Source organism: Pseudomonas sp. GL_117, from assembly GCF_057835125.1.
In genome coordinates this window covers 3,814,213-3,828,535 of sequence record NZ_CM174418.1, presented here as the reverse complement: position 1 = coordinate 3,828,535, position 14,323 = coordinate 3,814,213, and the positions used below count along the sequence as shown (strand labels likewise).

General features: G+C 62.0%; 10 protein-coding genes. 5 read left to right on the top strand and 5 right to left on the bottom strand.

The window, feature by feature from the left end; genetic code table 11:
- The first annotated feature begins 13 nt into the window (after nucleotides 1-13).
- Genes AC3ISR_RS17250 through AC3ISR_RS17240 form a run of 3 tightly spaced genes read left to right on the top strand, consistent with a single transcriptional unit; the run spans nucleotide 14 to nucleotide 3,535 of the window.
- Nucleotides 14-1,354: an ABC transporter substrate-binding protein gene (locus tag AC3ISR_RS17250; RefSeq protein WP_463983571.1), complete on the top strand. Its 1,341-nt coding sequence runs from the start codon at nucleotides 14-16 to the stop codon at nucleotides 1,352-1,354.
- A gap of 3 nt (nucleotides 1,355-1,357) precedes the next feature.
- Entirely contained in the window at nucleotides 1,358-2,125 is a 768-nt protein-coding gene (locus tag AC3ISR_RS17245; RefSeq protein ID WP_192296583.1) for an ABC transporter ATP-binding protein, read from the top strand.
- Between the two features lie 12 nt (nucleotides 2,126-2,137).
- Nucleotides 2,138-3,535 carry an FAD/NAD(P)-binding protein gene (locus AC3ISR_RS17240; RefSeq protein WP_463983572.1) on the top strand — a complete coding sequence of 466 codons (1,398 nt, stop codon included), beginning with the start codon at nucleotides 2,138-2,140 and terminating at the stop codon, nucleotides 3,533-3,535.
- A gap of 132 nt (nucleotides 3,536-3,667) precedes the next feature.
- Here AC3ISR_RS17240 and AC3ISR_RS17235 read toward each other — a convergent pair whose 3' ends face one another.
- The 4 genes from AC3ISR_RS17235 to AC3ISR_RS17220 are packed head-to-tail and all read right to left on the bottom strand — an operon-like array spanning nucleotide 3,668 to nucleotide 8,252.
- Nucleotides 3,668-4,903 carry an efflux RND transporter periplasmic adaptor subunit gene (locus AC3ISR_RS17235; protein WP_489324385.1) on the bottom strand — a complete coding sequence of 412 codons (1,236 nt, stop codon included), beginning with the start codon at nucleotides 4,901-4,903 and terminating at the stop codon, nucleotides 3,668-3,670.
- Nucleotides 4,893-6,356, bottom strand: a complete 1,464-nt coding sequence (locus AC3ISR_RS17230) for a TolC family protein (RefSeq protein ID WP_192296580.1) — start codon at nucleotides 6,354-6,356, stop codon at nucleotides 4,893-4,895. Before AC3ISR_RS17230 ends, AC3ISR_RS17235 begins: the two co-directional genes overlap by 11 nt.
- The gene (locus AC3ISR_RS17225) at nucleotides 6,349-7,548 is read right to left on the bottom strand and encodes an ABC transporter permease (protein WP_192296579.1); all 1,200 of its coding nucleotides are present in this window, start codon (nucleotides 7,546-7,548) and stop codon (nucleotides 6,349-6,351) included. Before AC3ISR_RS17225 ends, AC3ISR_RS17230 begins: the two co-directional genes overlap by 8 nt.
- Nucleotides 7,545-8,252, bottom strand: a complete 708-nt coding sequence (locus AC3ISR_RS17220) for an ABC transporter ATP-binding protein (protein ID WP_463983573.1) — start codon at nucleotides 8,250-8,252, stop codon at nucleotides 7,545-7,547. Before AC3ISR_RS17220 ends, AC3ISR_RS17225 begins: the two co-directional genes overlap by 4 nt.
- A gap of 357 nt (nucleotides 8,253-8,609) precedes the next feature.
- Here AC3ISR_RS17220 and AC3ISR_RS17215 point away from each other — a divergent pair, with 357 nt between their 5' ends.
- Both AC3ISR_RS17215 and AC3ISR_RS17210 read left to right on the top strand, forming a co-directional pair.
- On the top strand, nucleotides 8,610-9,362 hold the full coding sequence (locus AC3ISR_RS17215) for a TetR/AcrR family transcriptional regulator (RefSeq protein WP_192296577.1): 753 nt from the start codon (nucleotides 8,610-8,612) through the stop codon (nucleotides 9,360-9,362).
- 288 nt (nucleotides 9,363-9,650) lie between these two features.
- Nucleotides 9,651-13,055, top strand: a complete 3,405-nt coding sequence (locus AC3ISR_RS17210; RefSeq protein WP_463983574.1) for an immunoglobulin-like domain-containing protein — start codon at nucleotides 9,651-9,653, stop codon at nucleotides 13,053-13,055.
- Nucleotides 13,056-13,107: 52 nt separating this feature from the next.
- On the opposite strand, the gene AC3ISR_RS17205 is transcribed toward AC3ISR_RS17210, so the two are convergent.
- A complete protein-coding gene (locus AC3ISR_RS17205) occupies nucleotides 13,108-14,169 on the bottom strand; it encodes an FUSC family protein (RefSeq protein ID WP_463983575.1) in 1,062 nt (353 codons plus the stop codon).
- Nucleotides 14,170-14,323 lie beyond the last annotated feature (154 nt).

Here is a 14,323-nt window from a genome sequence, read left to right as displayed (position 1 = left end):
AAGAGAATCCTTCATGCGTGCATCCTTGAAACGTTCTTTCGCCGGTGCTGCCTTTGCACTGGCGGCATTGGCCGGTGCTGTGCCCCAGGCCGTGGCGTCGGCCGATCAGCAATTTATTCCCCTGGCGACCTATCGCGTCGGCGCCTATGCGTCCAGCGGCGTGCAGGTGTGGGCCGGGATGATCGACTATCTGCGCTATATCAACGAGGTCGAAGGCGGTATCAACGGCGTCAAGCTGGTGTGGCAAGAGTGCGAGACCGAGTGGACGGCGGAGAAAGGCATCGAGTGCTACGAGCGCTTCAAGAACGGCCTGGATGGCGCGCCGGTGGCGGTGTACCAGCCCAACGGCGCACCGGCGGCGTATGCCCTGAGCGAGCGTGCGGAAGTGGACAAGATCCCGCTGATCACCCTCGGCTACGGGCGCACCGAGGCCACCGACGGCACGGTGTTCCCGTACAACTTCCCGGTGATGCTGACCTTTTACAGCGAGGCGTCGACGCTGGTGAACTACATTGCTCAGCGCGAGGGCGGCTTCGACAAACTCAAGGGCAAGAAGATCGCCACCGTCTACCACGACTCGGCCTATGGTCGCGAAACCCTCGGCCCGCTGAAGCTGCTCGCCGAGAAGTACGGCTTTGAAAATATCCAGATCCCGGTGGCCGACCCAGGCAACGAGCAATCGGCACAATGGCGCCAGGTGCGCCAGGCCAACCCGGACTGGGTGTTCCTGCGCACCTGGGGCGTCTCCACCCCGGTGGCGGTGAAGACTGCCGCACGCTTCGGCTTTCCGGTCGACCACATCATCGGCGACATCTGGGCCAGTTCCAGCGAAGACGTGTTACCCGCTGGCAGCTCAGCCAAAGGCTACCTGGCGCTGACGCCTTACCCGGCCGGTGCCGACTTCGAGATCCACAAACGCCTCAAGCAATACATCCTCGACAAGGGCCACAGCGACCTCAAGGACCTGAAAAACTTCGGCAGCGTCTACTACAACTCGGGCCTGGTGAACGCCGCCGTGGCGGTGGAAGCCATACGTACCGCCCAGGCCAAGTTCGGCAAGCGCCCGCTCAACGGCGAAGAAGGCCGCTGGGGCCTGGAGCACTTGAATATCGACGACGCTCGCCTCAAGGACATGGGCTACCTGGGCCTGATGCAAAACCTCAAGCTGTCGTGCCGTGACCACGAAGGCGGCGGTTCGGCGCGGGTACAGCAATGGGACGGCGCCAACTGGACGTTGGTCAGTGAATGGATCCCGGCCGACCGTGCACTGTTGCGGCCGTTGATCGACGAAAAATCCGCGGCCTTCGCCAAGGAAAAAGGCCTGACGCCGCGCACCTGCACCGGGGATGAATAAACCATGCACCAGCCCGCCGCTGCATCCGCCACCCCGTCGCTGCTGACGGTCAACGACATCGAAGTGATCTACGACGGTGCGATCCTGGCGGTGGCCGGGGTTTCGCTGCACGTGCCCAAGGGTGCTATCGTCGCCTTGCTCGGCGCCAATGGCGCAGGCAAGAGCACCACGCTCAAGGCGATTTCCGGCCTGGTGCGCGCCGAGCGCGCCGAAGTCAGCCGGGGGGTGATTGAGTACGCCGGCGCCGACCTGGCCGGTGTCGACCCCAGCCAGCGCGTGCGCCAAGGCATGGTTCACGTCCTGGAGGGCCGCCATGTGTTCGGCCAACTGAGCGTGGAAGACAACCTGCGCAGCGGCGGCTTTGTGCGGCGCCTGAGTCGCCAGGACATGGAACACGACCTGGAGCGTATCTACAGCTGGTTTCCCCGGCTCAAGACCAAGCGCCACACCCGCGCCGGGCTGACCTCCGGTGGCGAGCAGCAGATGGTCGCCATCGGCCGGGCGTTGATGACCCGTCCTACTTTGGTACTGCTCGACGAGCCGTCCATGGGTTTGGCGCCTATGATCGTGCAGGAGATTTTCGCGATCATCGCCCAGCTCAACCGCGAGCAGCAGGTGAGCTTCCTGATCGCCGAGCAGAACATCAACGTCGCGCTCACCTATGCGTCCCACGGTTACGTGCTGGATACTGGCCGCGTGGCCTTGAGTGGCAACGCGGCGCAGCTGCTGGCGCGAGGCGACTTGCACGACATTTATCTGGGTAAACAGTAAAGGCGAACAGGCATGACTGACTCCATCCGCAACGCCGATGTTTTGATCATCGGCGGCGGGCTAAGTGGCACGATGCTCGCGGTGCAACTACTGCGCCGGCCGGGCCAGCGGCGGATTCTGGTGATCGAACCGCGCGCCGAACTCGGCCGTGGCGAGGCCTACAGCGCAGTTGAGCTGGGCCACACGTTGAACGGCAACGCCGCGCGCATGAGCGTCGACCCGGACAACGCCGATGACCTGACCCAATGGCTCACCGACTACATCGGTGCCGGTGGCTGGCCGCAGGCGCACCAGCAGCGCGTGCCGATCAGCGAATTGTTCCCGCCACGCGGGATCTTTGGCTTGTATGCGCAGCAGCGGTTGGCGCAGGCCCAGGCGTTGTCGGCGTCGACGGTCGAGCATGTGCGCGGCGAAGTGGTCGACGTGCAAGTGGATGAAGCGGCGACGTTGTTGACCCTGGATAACGGCCAGCAACTGCGCGGCGCCTTTGCGGTGCTGGCCACCGGAATGTTTCCGGCGGCGCGTACGCCGCAGACCGAGTCCAGCGGTTTGAACGCGGCGGCGGTTGACCCATGGGACGTGAGTAGCATGACCCAGATTGACCCGCAGGCCACCGTGCTGATCATCGGCTCCGGGCTGACCATGGTCGACGCCGTGGTGTCCCTGGAACTGGCCGGGCATCGCGGGCCTATCGAGGTTTTTTCACGGCATGGGTTGTTGCCCCATGTGCGTCGGCAGCCGCCGGGCTGGGTGGATTTTCTCGCCGAAGACCCTAGCCTGCGCAGCCCTCGGCAACTGCTGCGCGAGGTGCGCCGCCAATGCCGGATCGCACAGGCCCAGGGCATCGATTGGCAAGCGCCGCTGGACACCGTGCGTGCGCATATCGGCCGGTTGTGGAGCCAGGCCAGTGAGCGGCAAAAGCGTCAGTTCGTGAGGCATGTGCGGCCGTGGTGGGAGAGTCATCACCACCGCTCACCGCCGTTGAGCGCGCAGTTGGTGGCGCGCTTGCATGAAGCGGGGCGCCTGCGTATTCAGGCGGCGTCGTACAAAGGCCTGGAGCCGTCGGTAGATGGCGTTTGCATTCGCGTGCGCTATCGCGGCGAGCAGGCAATCACTCGGGTTCGGGGGGCGGCGCTGATCAACTCCAGCGGCATCGAATATGACTGGCGCCGCGTGGCCCGGCCGCTGCCACAGCAATTGCTCAAGCGCGGCTTGATCCGGCCCGGGCCATTGGCGCTGGGGATTGCGGCAGATGCGGGTGGGGCGGTGGTGGACTCGCAAGGGCAAGTCAGCAGCCGTTTGTTCGCCATGGGCCCGCCGTTGCGGGGGCTGTGGTGGGAAAGCACGGCTGTCACCGACGTGGCACTCCAAGCCAAAGCCCTCGCCGCAAAACTGACCCCGACCTTGTAGTGAGCGGGCTTGCCCGCGCTGGGGGGCGAAGCCGCCCCAAAACGCTCCGCCGCGGTGTATCAGGAAGACCGAGGTGCCGGGATTTGGGGCGGCTTCGCCCCCCAGCGCGGGGCAAGCCCGCTCACTACAGGGTTATCTGGGGGTTTTGATAAAGCCGGGTTTTAGGCCGAAGACCTCGACCCCTTGCGCCGTCGCTTGCCCGGTCGTGACCTTGACCCGTTCCACCGGCTTGTCCATCGCCTCCCGGTATTCCACTTCACCGCCAACGAGCGCCTGCGCCGGCACCACGATCGCCTGTGCATTGTTGTAAGTGACAATGGTCAACCGCGCACTCATGCCCAATCGCACCCGCTGCAACTGCTGTGGCGTGAGCTTGGGAATCGACAAGCTCACCGCAAACTGCGCGCTGCCCTGGCTGTCACCGGCAATCGCCAAGCCGCTGACCACGCTGACCACGCCGTTGAGCCGTTCGCCATCAAACCCGTCGCCGAGCACCTCCACGGCCTGGCCCTGATGCAACCTGTTGATGTCCAACTCCGAGACCTTGGCGACGATCTTCAACCGCTCGATATTCGCCAGGCCAAACAACACCTGGCCCTGGTTGACCTTGCTGCCGGCCTGCACCGGCGCGTTGTTGCTGCCTGGCGTCGAGGTATTGCCGGGGGCGGGCACCACGATTCCGGAGAACGGCGCCTTGACCTCGCGGCCTGCCAGCAGCGTGCGCAGGGCGTCGTATTTGACCGTGGCGTTGGTCAGTTCCATGTCGGCGATCTGGCGGTATTCGCCCTTGCCCTGGTCGATGGCCTGTTGCAGCTCGCTGCGGGCCGCGGCGAGATCGAGTTGTTGCTGGCGGGTCTGTTGCTTGAGGTCGTCCAGTTCGTTGCGCGGGATGATGCCGCGCTGGAACAGGTTTTCGCTTTCACTGAGTTTGCGTTGGGTGTTGCCCGCGTTCATTTCGGCGGTGCGCAGGCTGCGCCGCGCGCGGCTGACGGCAGGGCTGCTGTCCCAGTCCTGCATCTCCTGCACGGTGCGACGTGCCTTGAGTTGGGCAGCGAGGGCTTCGCGCAGTTGCACTTCGAGGGTTGCCGGGTCCATGCGCAGCAACACCTGGCCGGCGTCGCCCCGTTGGCCTTGCTCCACCAGGTTCGCCTCGACATTGCCATCGAAGGGCGCGGTGAGGATGAGGGTGGTGTCGGGCTCGATCTTGCCCACCAGGCCGATCTGATGCACCAGCGGCTCGGGGTTCACCGCCAGCCATTGCTCGGTGGCGGTGGCCGGGCTTTCGGCGGTGCTGCGCCAGGTCAGCCCGGCGCCGACCAACAGCACGATCAACCCGGCGCCCAGCAGGCGTTTTTGATTAGTAGTCATTGAGGGCGATTTCCCAACTTTCCAGCGTCATGCCCAGGGTCAAGTCGAGCTGGGTCTGGGCGTTCAGATAAGCGATCAGCGCATTGAGCTGCGCGTTTTCGGCATTGCGCAAATCGGCCTCGAAACTCAGCACCTGGAAGTTGGTGGAGCGCCCGGCGCTGAGTTTTTCCCGTTCGATCTCGATCTTGCGCCGCGACAGCTCCACGGCGCGTTGGGAGATTTCATATTGGCGCCAGCGGGTGCCGAGGTCGCGCACCACATCGTTGACACTGCGCTCCAGGGCCTGGCGGGCGTCGGTGATGCGGATCTGCTGGTCTTCCACGTTCACCCGCGCGCGCACTTCGGCCTGGCGCGTGCTGATGTCGCCGATGGGGATCTGCACCTGCACCCCGGCGTAGCTGTCCCAGGTGCGGTTGTTGCGGCTGCCGGCGTCGTTGTTATAGGCGTCACGGATCTGGTTGGCGCCGGCGACCAGGTCCACTTGCCAGCGTCCGGAGTCCTTGGCGATCACCAGGTTGAGGTCGGCCTGTTGGCTGCCGAGCAGGGCGGCGAGGTATTCCGGCTGCTGGTTTTGCGCGAGGTTGAAGGCCTGGCCCTTGTCGATCTGCATGGGGCTGGCCTCGAGGGCTTCTGTGGCGCGAATCGGCGTGGACAGGTCCAGGGCCAGTAGGCGCAGCAACGCCAGGCGGGTGGTGTCGAGCTGGTTCCGGGCTTCTTCGACGCCCAGTTGCTGGGTGGCGATGTCGGCTTCGGTCTGCACGATTTCGAACTCGGCCATGCGCCCGGCACTGATCAGTGCTTTGTTCACTTCCAGCAGGGTGCCGGAGCGTTTGAGCGCATCTTGCACGATGCTCAGTTGTTCCTGGGCGCGCAGCAGTTCGCGGTAGGTGGCGATGATCTGGCTGATGGTCTGCGCCACGGTGGCCTTGAGGTTGAGGCGGTTGGCCTGTTCCGCCAGGCGCGACAGGCGCAGCGGGGCGGTGGTGGCGTCCCAGCCGGCACCGCGCATCAGCGGCTGGATCAGCGCCAGGTCGAGGCCGTCGCTGCGGTAGCGGCCGGCGCGGTTGGCGTTGTTCAGTTGCTGGGTCCAGGCCATGCTCAGGCGCGTGCCGTACTCGCCGAGCAGGCTGGTGGCCGGCGCCACGTTGGCGTTGCGTGCGTTGTCGGCCGAACCGCGGGTGCTGCGGTAGTAGCTGTTGAGGGTGAGCTTGGGGCTGAAGACGTCTTCGGCCACGCGCAGGTCGAACTTCTGCGCCACCCGTTGCAGGTACGCGCTGCGGATCGCCGGATTGTTGCGCAGGCCCAGGTACACCGCATCGCCCAGGGTCAGGGCGGTGACCTGGGCATTCAACGAGACGCTGCGGGCGCTGCTGGGCGCCGAAGGGTTGATCAGCACGTCGGCGGCCATGCACGGCAGGCTGATCAGGGCGACGACGGCGAGCCATTTATTCATCGCGCAAGGCCTCCACCGGCTGCAACCGCGAGGCCGAGACCGCCGGGTAGATACCAAAGAACAGACCCACCAACAACGTACTGCCGACCCCAAGGGGCAGGGCGGCGACGGCCAGGGCAAACTCCCAGCCGGACAGCCAGGCGTACAGCCACGCGGCGCCCATGCCCAGCACCGCACCGCACAGCGCGCCGACGGCGGTGAGGGTCACGGCTTCGAGCAGGAACAGGTTGCGGATGTCCCGCTGACGCGCGCCGAGGGCCATGCGGATGCCGATTTCGCGGCGGCGCTGCGACACGTTCATCAGCATCACGTTCATCACGCCGACCCCGCCGCCCACCAGGGAGATCGCCCCCAGCGCCAGTAGCAGGTAGGCGAAGGTGCGGCTTTGCCGGGTCATGCCGTCGATCATTTGCTGGGGCACGGTGATGTCCACGCTGTGTTCGCTGAGCTGCGGTTGCAGCGCGGCGCTGGCGGCTGCGGCCATGTGCTCCATGTCCTGGCCGGGCGCGGCACGGATCACCACGTTGTTGATCTGCGGGGTGGCGTAGATGCGGCGCATGCCTTCGGCCGGGATAAACAGCGATTCGCCGCCCTGCACCGGCATCAACATCGCACGTGGTTGGCGCTGCAGAATGCCGACGATCAGGAACAGGTAATCATTGATGCGTACCCGATCTCCCACTTGCAGCGGGTCGCCGGGGGCACTCAGGGCCTGCACGAGCTGGTCGCCGATTACCGCGTAGGTTTCATTGGCGTCGAACGCCGACAGGAAACGCCCTTCGGCCAGGCTCAAACGCATCGCGTCTTGCAGGCCCGGTGTGCTGCCGACGTAGTTGGCGTTGGTGGTGCGGCCATGGAACACGACGGGCCCGCTGAACAGGCTGAGCGCGCCGATATGCGCGATGCCCGGCACGGCCTGGCGGACGGCGTCGAGGTCGAGGCGTGCGCGCATAGTCACCGCGTTGCTGCCCTTGGGCGGGAACCCGGCGATCAGGGTGTCGGTGCCCATGTCCTTGAAGATCATCGCGGCATCCACCGCCGCGTTGTGGCCGATATTGATCAATGCCACCACCGAGGAGCTGCCGATCACGATGCCGAGCAACGCCAGCACCGAGCGCTTGCCCAGGGTGCGCAGGCTGAGGAACGCTTCATGCAGCAGTTGGCTCAGGCTCTGCTCGACCCGCAGGCTCATGGGTGCGCGGCCTCTTGCACCACGCCGTTGCGCACCAGGATCTTGCGCTCCAGGCGTGCGGCGATCTGCGGGTCATGGGTGACGATGATCAGGGTGACGTGCTGCTCGCGGTTGAGGGCCAGGAGCAGGTCCATGATGTCCTGGGCGGTGCTGCTGTCGAGGTTGCCGGTAGGTTCGTCGGCGAGGATCACCGAGGGGTTGCCCACCAGCGCCCGGGCGATGGCGACCCGTTGGCGCTGGCCGCCGGAGAGGTCGGCGGGGCGGTGGTGGGCACGGTCGGCCAGGCCGACCTGTTCAAGCATGCGCAGCGCCTGCGCCACCGATTCATGGCGGGACATGCCGCGATAACTCAGGGGCAGGGCGACGTTATCGAGGGCACTGAGGCGCGGCAGCAGGTTGAAACTCTGGAACACAAAACCGATCTGCTGGTTGCGGATCGCGGCCAGTTCATCGGGCGTGGCGTTGAAGATGTCGTGGCCGGCGAAGTGGTACCTGCCGCAGTTGGGCAAGTCGAGCAGGCCGAGGATATTGAGCAGGGTGCTTTTGCCGGAACCGGAGGCGCCGAGAATACCGCAGCTGTCGCCACGGGCGACGGACAGGCACACATCATTGAGAATGGACAGTGGCTGCCCGGCCAACTGGTAGCGTTTGCCGATGCCTTGCAGGGAGATCAAGCCTGGGTGCGCGGGGGTATCTGTCATCATGACTACGCCTTCAGTCTCGACGCTACCCCGTACTCCCGGTAAAGCCTTGTAACAAGATCGGGTGCTGCCGGGTAGGCGTCATGGACCGGTTTTATTTCTTGTTTTTAAAATATTCTTTGAATAGTAACCGCGTTCAATGCGCTTCGCCAGCCATGGATGTAGAGCGGTTTTACCCTTTGAAACGAAGTCCCCGCCGGCCTTTTCGAGCCCCCATCAACCCCTTTGACCCGCCTCCATGTCCCCGTTTTCAAAGGCTTTGGATAGCATGGCGGTGTGTCACTACTTGCTTTCGACGGGCGGCCCCGGTATAAAAAATCAAATTATTTTTTAAAACAATATTTCCGCCGTGGAACTCTTATGGTCGCGAAGAAACTCAGCGCTCCAAACGTTACCAAAACTCGATTGCTGGATGCGACTGAGGCCCTCTTTATCAAGTACGGATATGACGCGGTTTTGTTACGCCAGATTACCGAACGTGCCCAAGTCAACCTGGCCGCCGTGAACTATCACTTCGGGGACAAGGATTCCCTGATGAAAACCCTGTTGATGCAACGCCTGGAGCCGCTCAACGAGCAGCGCCTGGAGCTGCTGGCCCGCTGCGAGGCCGAATCCGACGGCCCGCTCGATTGCGACACCCTGCTCGGCGTGCTGTTCGCCCCGGCCATGGGCCTGGAACGCAGTGATCCGGCCAGTGGCGAAGGCCGCTCGTTCATCCGTTTCCTCGGCCGGGTCTACAGCGACACCTCGCCGTTCATCCAGGAATACCTCAAGGTGCATTACCAGCCGGTGTTCCAGCGCTTCTTCGAAGCCTTCGCCCTGGCCCTGCCGGACCTGCCGCGCAACGAACTCGGCGTGCGTCTGCAATTTGCCCTCAAGGCGATTTCCGGGGTGATGGCCGGCACGGAATTGCGCCTGCTGATGAACTCCATGAGCCTGGGCCGCCCCGCGACGGATGCCGAGGTGATGGCCAAGTTGATCACGCTGGTGTCGGCGGCCATTCGTGTCCCGCAACAGAGCCCCGAGGCTGAAACCGCGTTGGCGCGGGTATTGGATACCCAGCGTGCGATTCGTGAACAGGCGGCGGCGCCGGTCGCCAAGGCTTCGCGTTAAAGCAGATCCGAGGCAAAAAAAAGCCCGCTGGGGCGGCGGGCTTGATATGCAACATTTGTAACGGATGAGGCTTCACACTACGGCTGCAGATGTGAATAAATCGTGAAAAATATGTAGGAAAAGATGTAAACCCACATGCAAAGCGCGGATGTCACTCTCGCAAGGTGACCACGCAATGCAGTACCACTCGTCGTGACTGTCAGTTCTGACAGGTAGACGCTAAGACTCCCCAGGAGTCTGATTTCCTTGTCTCGTGGCCTTGAAGGCCCGCGTTCAAGGAGTTCAATCATGTCTAAAGAACCAGCGGTGCGGTCGCATCTGCCTGTTTGTTACCAGCGTTCCACGCGCGTCAATGATCTTGAACCGCCGATTTTTTCCAACCCGGTGCTAGGTGTAGTGGGGGCAGATATAGGCTTGGGCGCACGCCATCTTCAGCCCTATTTGCTTGTCACGCTCTCCCGATGGACCGGATTAGGCGTCGGCGATACTTTTGAGATTTATGCGGTGGACGATGTCATACCGCTAGCATCGGATTTTGTCAGGCCCGGCGAGCAAACCAATAACTTCTTCCGGCTTGTCATAGAGGAAGAACGGTTTCCGCGTGGCTTTATATTTCCGGTGTTTTCACGAGTCGTGCGAAATGGCTCCGGCACCACGAGTACCTCGGACGATCTGACGGTTTTCGCCAAGTCGGAAAGGCCTGGTTTGGATGAACAGCCTTCGCTGGGGTATCACGATAAACTGCGGATATTTTTGCCCGATGACCTTGCCGCCCCTGGTGCAATCCTGACCCCGGAGCGTGCGGCGCTAGGTGTGAAGTTGACGATTGATTACCCCGGTAAACGTGTGCGCGATAGGGTGTATCTGTACTGGGACACAATCATTAATTTGGTGATCTTTGAGCTCGATGATGATCATGCTTCAGGCGCGAAACCGATTGAGGTGGAGGTCGGCCCTGCGATCATTGGGACCAGCAGCGGGCTTATCGCTATCCGCTATCAGGTTTTTGATGAGGTGGAAAATCGCTCGGGGCATGTTGAACACTTTTCTCAAGCCGTGAACCTGCAAGCCGAGCTAGATCCAGACCTGCTTGAACGCGCGTACTTCCAAGTCAACTTTGTGGACGCGACATCCGTCAACTATGACGAAGAAGCGGGAAGCAATTTCCGGGTCGAGGTTGTTACTCCTCGTCGGCTGCCAGATGGAAGCTCGACGCCTGCGGGAGCTCGTATCGTAGTGACGTTGAATGGTACCCGGGGCGATGGTTCCAGTTTGCAGGTGGAGTTGCCCGATGCCGTGGTAAATCCGGGGCGGTCGAGTTTTTTCAATGTGGATGAGGACATTATCAAGCAGTTGATCCAGGGCTCGATGAGGATTACCTGGCGGCTGGAGTTCCCACTGGGCACGGTATTAGCCACCTCCCAGTCGTTGACGATCCTGATCTCCGGCACTATTGCGAATATGCCGGCGGTCAATGTGGTGCAAGCCCTGGGGGGCGTGGTAGACCCCAGCGAACCTTTCGTCACCGTTGAGTATCCCAACCCGTCCTTCACCCCCTACGACCCCGGCTTCCTGGTCACCCTCTGTATGGAGGCTTACTTGCCGGGCGGGGGGATTGTCTCCTATGAAGTCAGCCACATCGCAGGCGATCCACCGCCGCCAACGCGTTTTCGCACGGTCTCTAACGCCATTTTTTCGCGGTTCATTGGATTGGGCCCAGTGAGGGTTTTCTATAAGGTCGACGATGGTGTGATCCGCCTGCTGGGGGCGGGCACGCAAACCGTTCGCGAGTCCGAATCGACGTTCGTGGAGTTCGGCCCTCGATTAGCTGAAATGCCACGGCCGGAAATCGATAGGGTCGATGATCAGGACAACTTGGACCCGCGTGACCTGTTTGGTCAGCTCGATATCACACTGCCTTATCTGAGGACCGCCGTCGGCGACCTCTTTCAATGGCGCCTGGTAGGAAGCGCTCCGACCGGCAGTACCAACGATGAAATCCGTCTCAGCGCAGCGACAGCGGGTAGACCTGTTCTATTTTCACTGGACAGGCACTACGCAGACGTCAATCTCGGCGGGACTATCCGCTTGAGTTACTCCCTGATTCCTGCGAATGGCTCGCGTGCGTTGCATTCTGAAGTACTTGAAGTAACCGTTGGTGCGGCGATAGGCACGTTGCTCCGCCCAGAGGTGCTGCAAGCGCAGAAAGACCCCGACAAGTTGCAAGCAGAGGCGGCACTGAACGGCGCGACGGTCCGGGTTTCGACGCCGCAGATCCTGCCCTCTGATGACATTAAAATGTGTTTCACCGGTGATGACGGCGTCGGGACCTATTGCGAAACCAAGCCCGGCAATACATTCAAAACGGTTGACTTCGATGTGCCGGCCGAAACGGTGGGGGCCAACATTCAAGCGGGTGGAAGGTTCATCACGGTGCAGTACTGGTTGATCCGCGGCGCACGGCACACACCGTCGCCAGCACTGAACCTGGAGCTATTGCCACCGACGTTTGCGCAGCCGGTTATCCAAGGGCAAAACGGCGCTACGCTCAACACGGGCTCACTGGTCGGCACGGAACGGGTGATGGTAAACCCCTGGCACTTTGCCCACGCTTCGCAACGGGTTTGGCTGGAGTATCACGGCAAAAAAACTGATGACCCCGACTACATGCGCGTGTTGTTGGACGGTGCACTTGTGGGTGAAGACGGAGTGACGAATGGCATTGATACCGCGGCATTGGTGTCTGAATTGCGTGCGCTCGAGGATGCTTCGGAACTGAAGATAATGTTCTGGGTCAGCTTCGACCGCAGCGCCGACAAGACCGACGCCGTGATGTTTCCCGTGCGCACATACACCGTTCAGCATCTGGCTTTCATTGCGCCGACTCTGACCGTACATGACTCGCGGGGGCAACTGGCCAACAATGCGACGACCTACGACACTAGCGTGACGCTTAAAGGCAAAGCCACGGCCAACCAGCAAGTCCGGCTATACGAAAACAACGTTCATCTGATTGATCGCCCAGTGGGCCCGACTGGCGACTGGAGCTATCCTCGCGCTCTTGCTCAGGTTCGTAGTTATGCCTTCCGGGCAGTAGGGCTATATGGCACCCAGCCTTCGTCAGGCACCACGACCATTCACCGGGGGGCTGCCCTCTCGATCAATACCAGCGCAGTTACCCTGAACCAACGTATCTGGATATGGCGCGATGACGCGAACTATCCGCCTCACAGTGGCCCAGGTGTCTTTACGCGGGCGGCCACTGGCGGGCGCCTCCCTTACACCTACCGATCAAACAATGAAGCGTGTGCGAGGGTAAATGCGCAGACCGGAGCGGTCAGCATCCGTGGCAATGGAAGCGCGTACATCACGGTGACCGATGCCAATAACAAGGTACTGGGGTATACCGTCAGCGTAGGGGGTGTGAAGTACTTCATGGACTTTGGCGGTGGTGGTGGTTATCAGGAGAGTGTCAAGCAAGCGAGTGGCCGAGGTGGGCGGTTGCCGAGCTTGGGTGAGCTTCGGGAAATCTATGATGTTTATGGTGGTGCGAGCTGGCGCGGGCAAGCTCACCAAGCGTTCTGGTCAACTGACAGTTCCGGCTTCCTGGCTCGTTACGGTAAGAGTCTTTATACCGGGGGTGAAGTCAGTGCGTCCGAATTGGGGTATCTGTTGACGTTTGTTATTTTCTGATAGGTGGCGAACCGGAGCAGATGCTTGTGTATCTGTTCCGGTCTTCGCTCGTTTAGATGCTCCATCGGATCGCCGTTTTTGCTAGCCGCGCACGCATCGCATCGACATTGTTCAATAACTGCAACGTCAACAACCGATACCCATCCAGAGCACCGTAGACCGATGTATCCAGCACAGGCTCTGCTGCCGTGATATTGCCGTGCCGCTCCAGCCGCTCTGTCATCCCCGACTTCAACGCCCGCGCCATCCCCACCAACTGCACCCGAATCTGCCGATGTTCGGCCTTTAGCATCAACTGCATGCGCGCCATGGCCTGTTCATCCCGAGGATCGGGTCGCGTGTTTCCAAGAATCTCCAGGGTGCTGATGCACAGGCGCAGGTGGCGCTGGATCGCATCCAGCTCCGTCATGGACATCCGTACTTCCTTGGACACCGATGGCATCAGTGACCGTAATTGCAGCATCGCCGCGTTCAGGCGATTGAGCAGTTTGAAGTGCTCATCATCGGTGACCGATCGCCCGCTGATGATCCGGCTATAGATCTCGGCGCAATCACGCAACGCACTGGCCAGGTTGTAGCGCCAGGAATACACCGCATACAACGGCAGGGCGAACGAGAAGGCCAGGGCCAGCACGATGCCAATGAGGATGTCGACGGTGCGCCACAAGCCATCCGATATTGGGTTGTCGCCATGCCCGGCGACGATAAACACGGTGATCGCCGACAGCAGCGCGATGTACCCACCCTTGCCAATGGCGTGATAGGAAAAGAACCCGCACACCACGGACATCAGCAGGTAGGTCAGCAACGGCTGGCCCAACCAGGCCTGTTGCAGCACCAGCGCCAGGCCGACACTGGCGCCGATCAAGGTGCCGTAGGCACGCTCCACGGCTTTTTTGCCGATATTGCCATGGTGCTGCAAACCGCCGATCACGATAAGCATGGTCACCGAGGCCCATTCGCCGTGGGGCAGGTTGATGCCGGTGGTCAGCAGGATCGTCGCCAGCAGGCCGATGGACACGCGCACGGCGTGGATCAGTTTGGCGTGACGATAGCGGCGGTACGGGTCGAGCAGCGGGCGCAGCAGGCGCCGGGCGAACAGGGGCAGGTTCATTGGTACTAAAATGGCCTCAATAGTCAGGACGCGTGCAGTCAACTGTGGGAGCTGGCTTGCCTGCGATTGCATCACCCTGGCCTGACTGAAAGACCGAGGTGCCTGCATCGCAGGCAAGCCAGCTCCCACAAAAGCCAGCCCCACACAAGACTGG

What these genes read in the sequence shown, in the direction of transcription:
- AC3ISR_RS17250 (WP_463983571.1), top strand. Translation starts at nt 14, where the DNA reads ATGCGTGCATCCTTGAAACGTTCTTTCGCCGGTGCTGCCTTTGCACTG.
- AC3ISR_RS17245 (WP_192296583.1), top strand. Translation starts at nt 1,358, where the DNA reads ATGCACCAGCCCGCCGCTGCATCCGCCACCCCGTCGCTGCTGACGGTC.
- AC3ISR_RS17240 (WP_463983572.1), top strand. Translation starts at nt 2,138, where the DNA reads ATGACTGACTCCATCCGCAACGCCGATGTTTTGATCATCGGCGGCGGG.
- AC3ISR_RS17235 (WP_489324385.1), bottom strand. Translation starts at nt 4,903, where the DNA reads ATGACTACTAATCAAAAACGCCTGCTGGGCGCCGGGTTGATCGTGCTG.
- AC3ISR_RS17230 (WP_192296580.1), bottom strand. Translation starts at nt 6,356, where the DNA reads ATGAATAAATGGCTCGCCGTCGTCGCCCTGATCAGCCTGCCGTGCATG.
- AC3ISR_RS17225 (WP_192296579.1), bottom strand. Translation starts at nt 7,548, where the DNA reads ATGAGCCTGCGGGTCGAGCAGAGCCTGAGCCAACTGCTGCATGAAGCG.
- AC3ISR_RS17220 (WP_463983573.1), bottom strand. Translation starts at nt 8,252, where the DNA reads ATGATGACAGATACCCCCGCGCACCCAGGCTTGATCTCCCTGCAAGGC.
- AC3ISR_RS17215 (WP_192296577.1), top strand. Translation starts at nt 8,610, where the DNA reads ATGGTCGCGAAGAAACTCAGCGCTCCAAACGTTACCAAAACTCGATTG.
- AC3ISR_RS17210 (WP_463983574.1), top strand. Translation starts at nt 9,651, where the DNA reads ATGTCTAAAGAACCAGCGGTGCGGTCGCATCTGCCTGTTTGTTACCAG.
- AC3ISR_RS17205 (WP_463983575.1), bottom strand. Translation starts at nt 14,169, where the DNA reads ATGAACCTGCCCCTGTTCGCCCGGCGCCTGCTGCGCCCGCTGCTCGAC.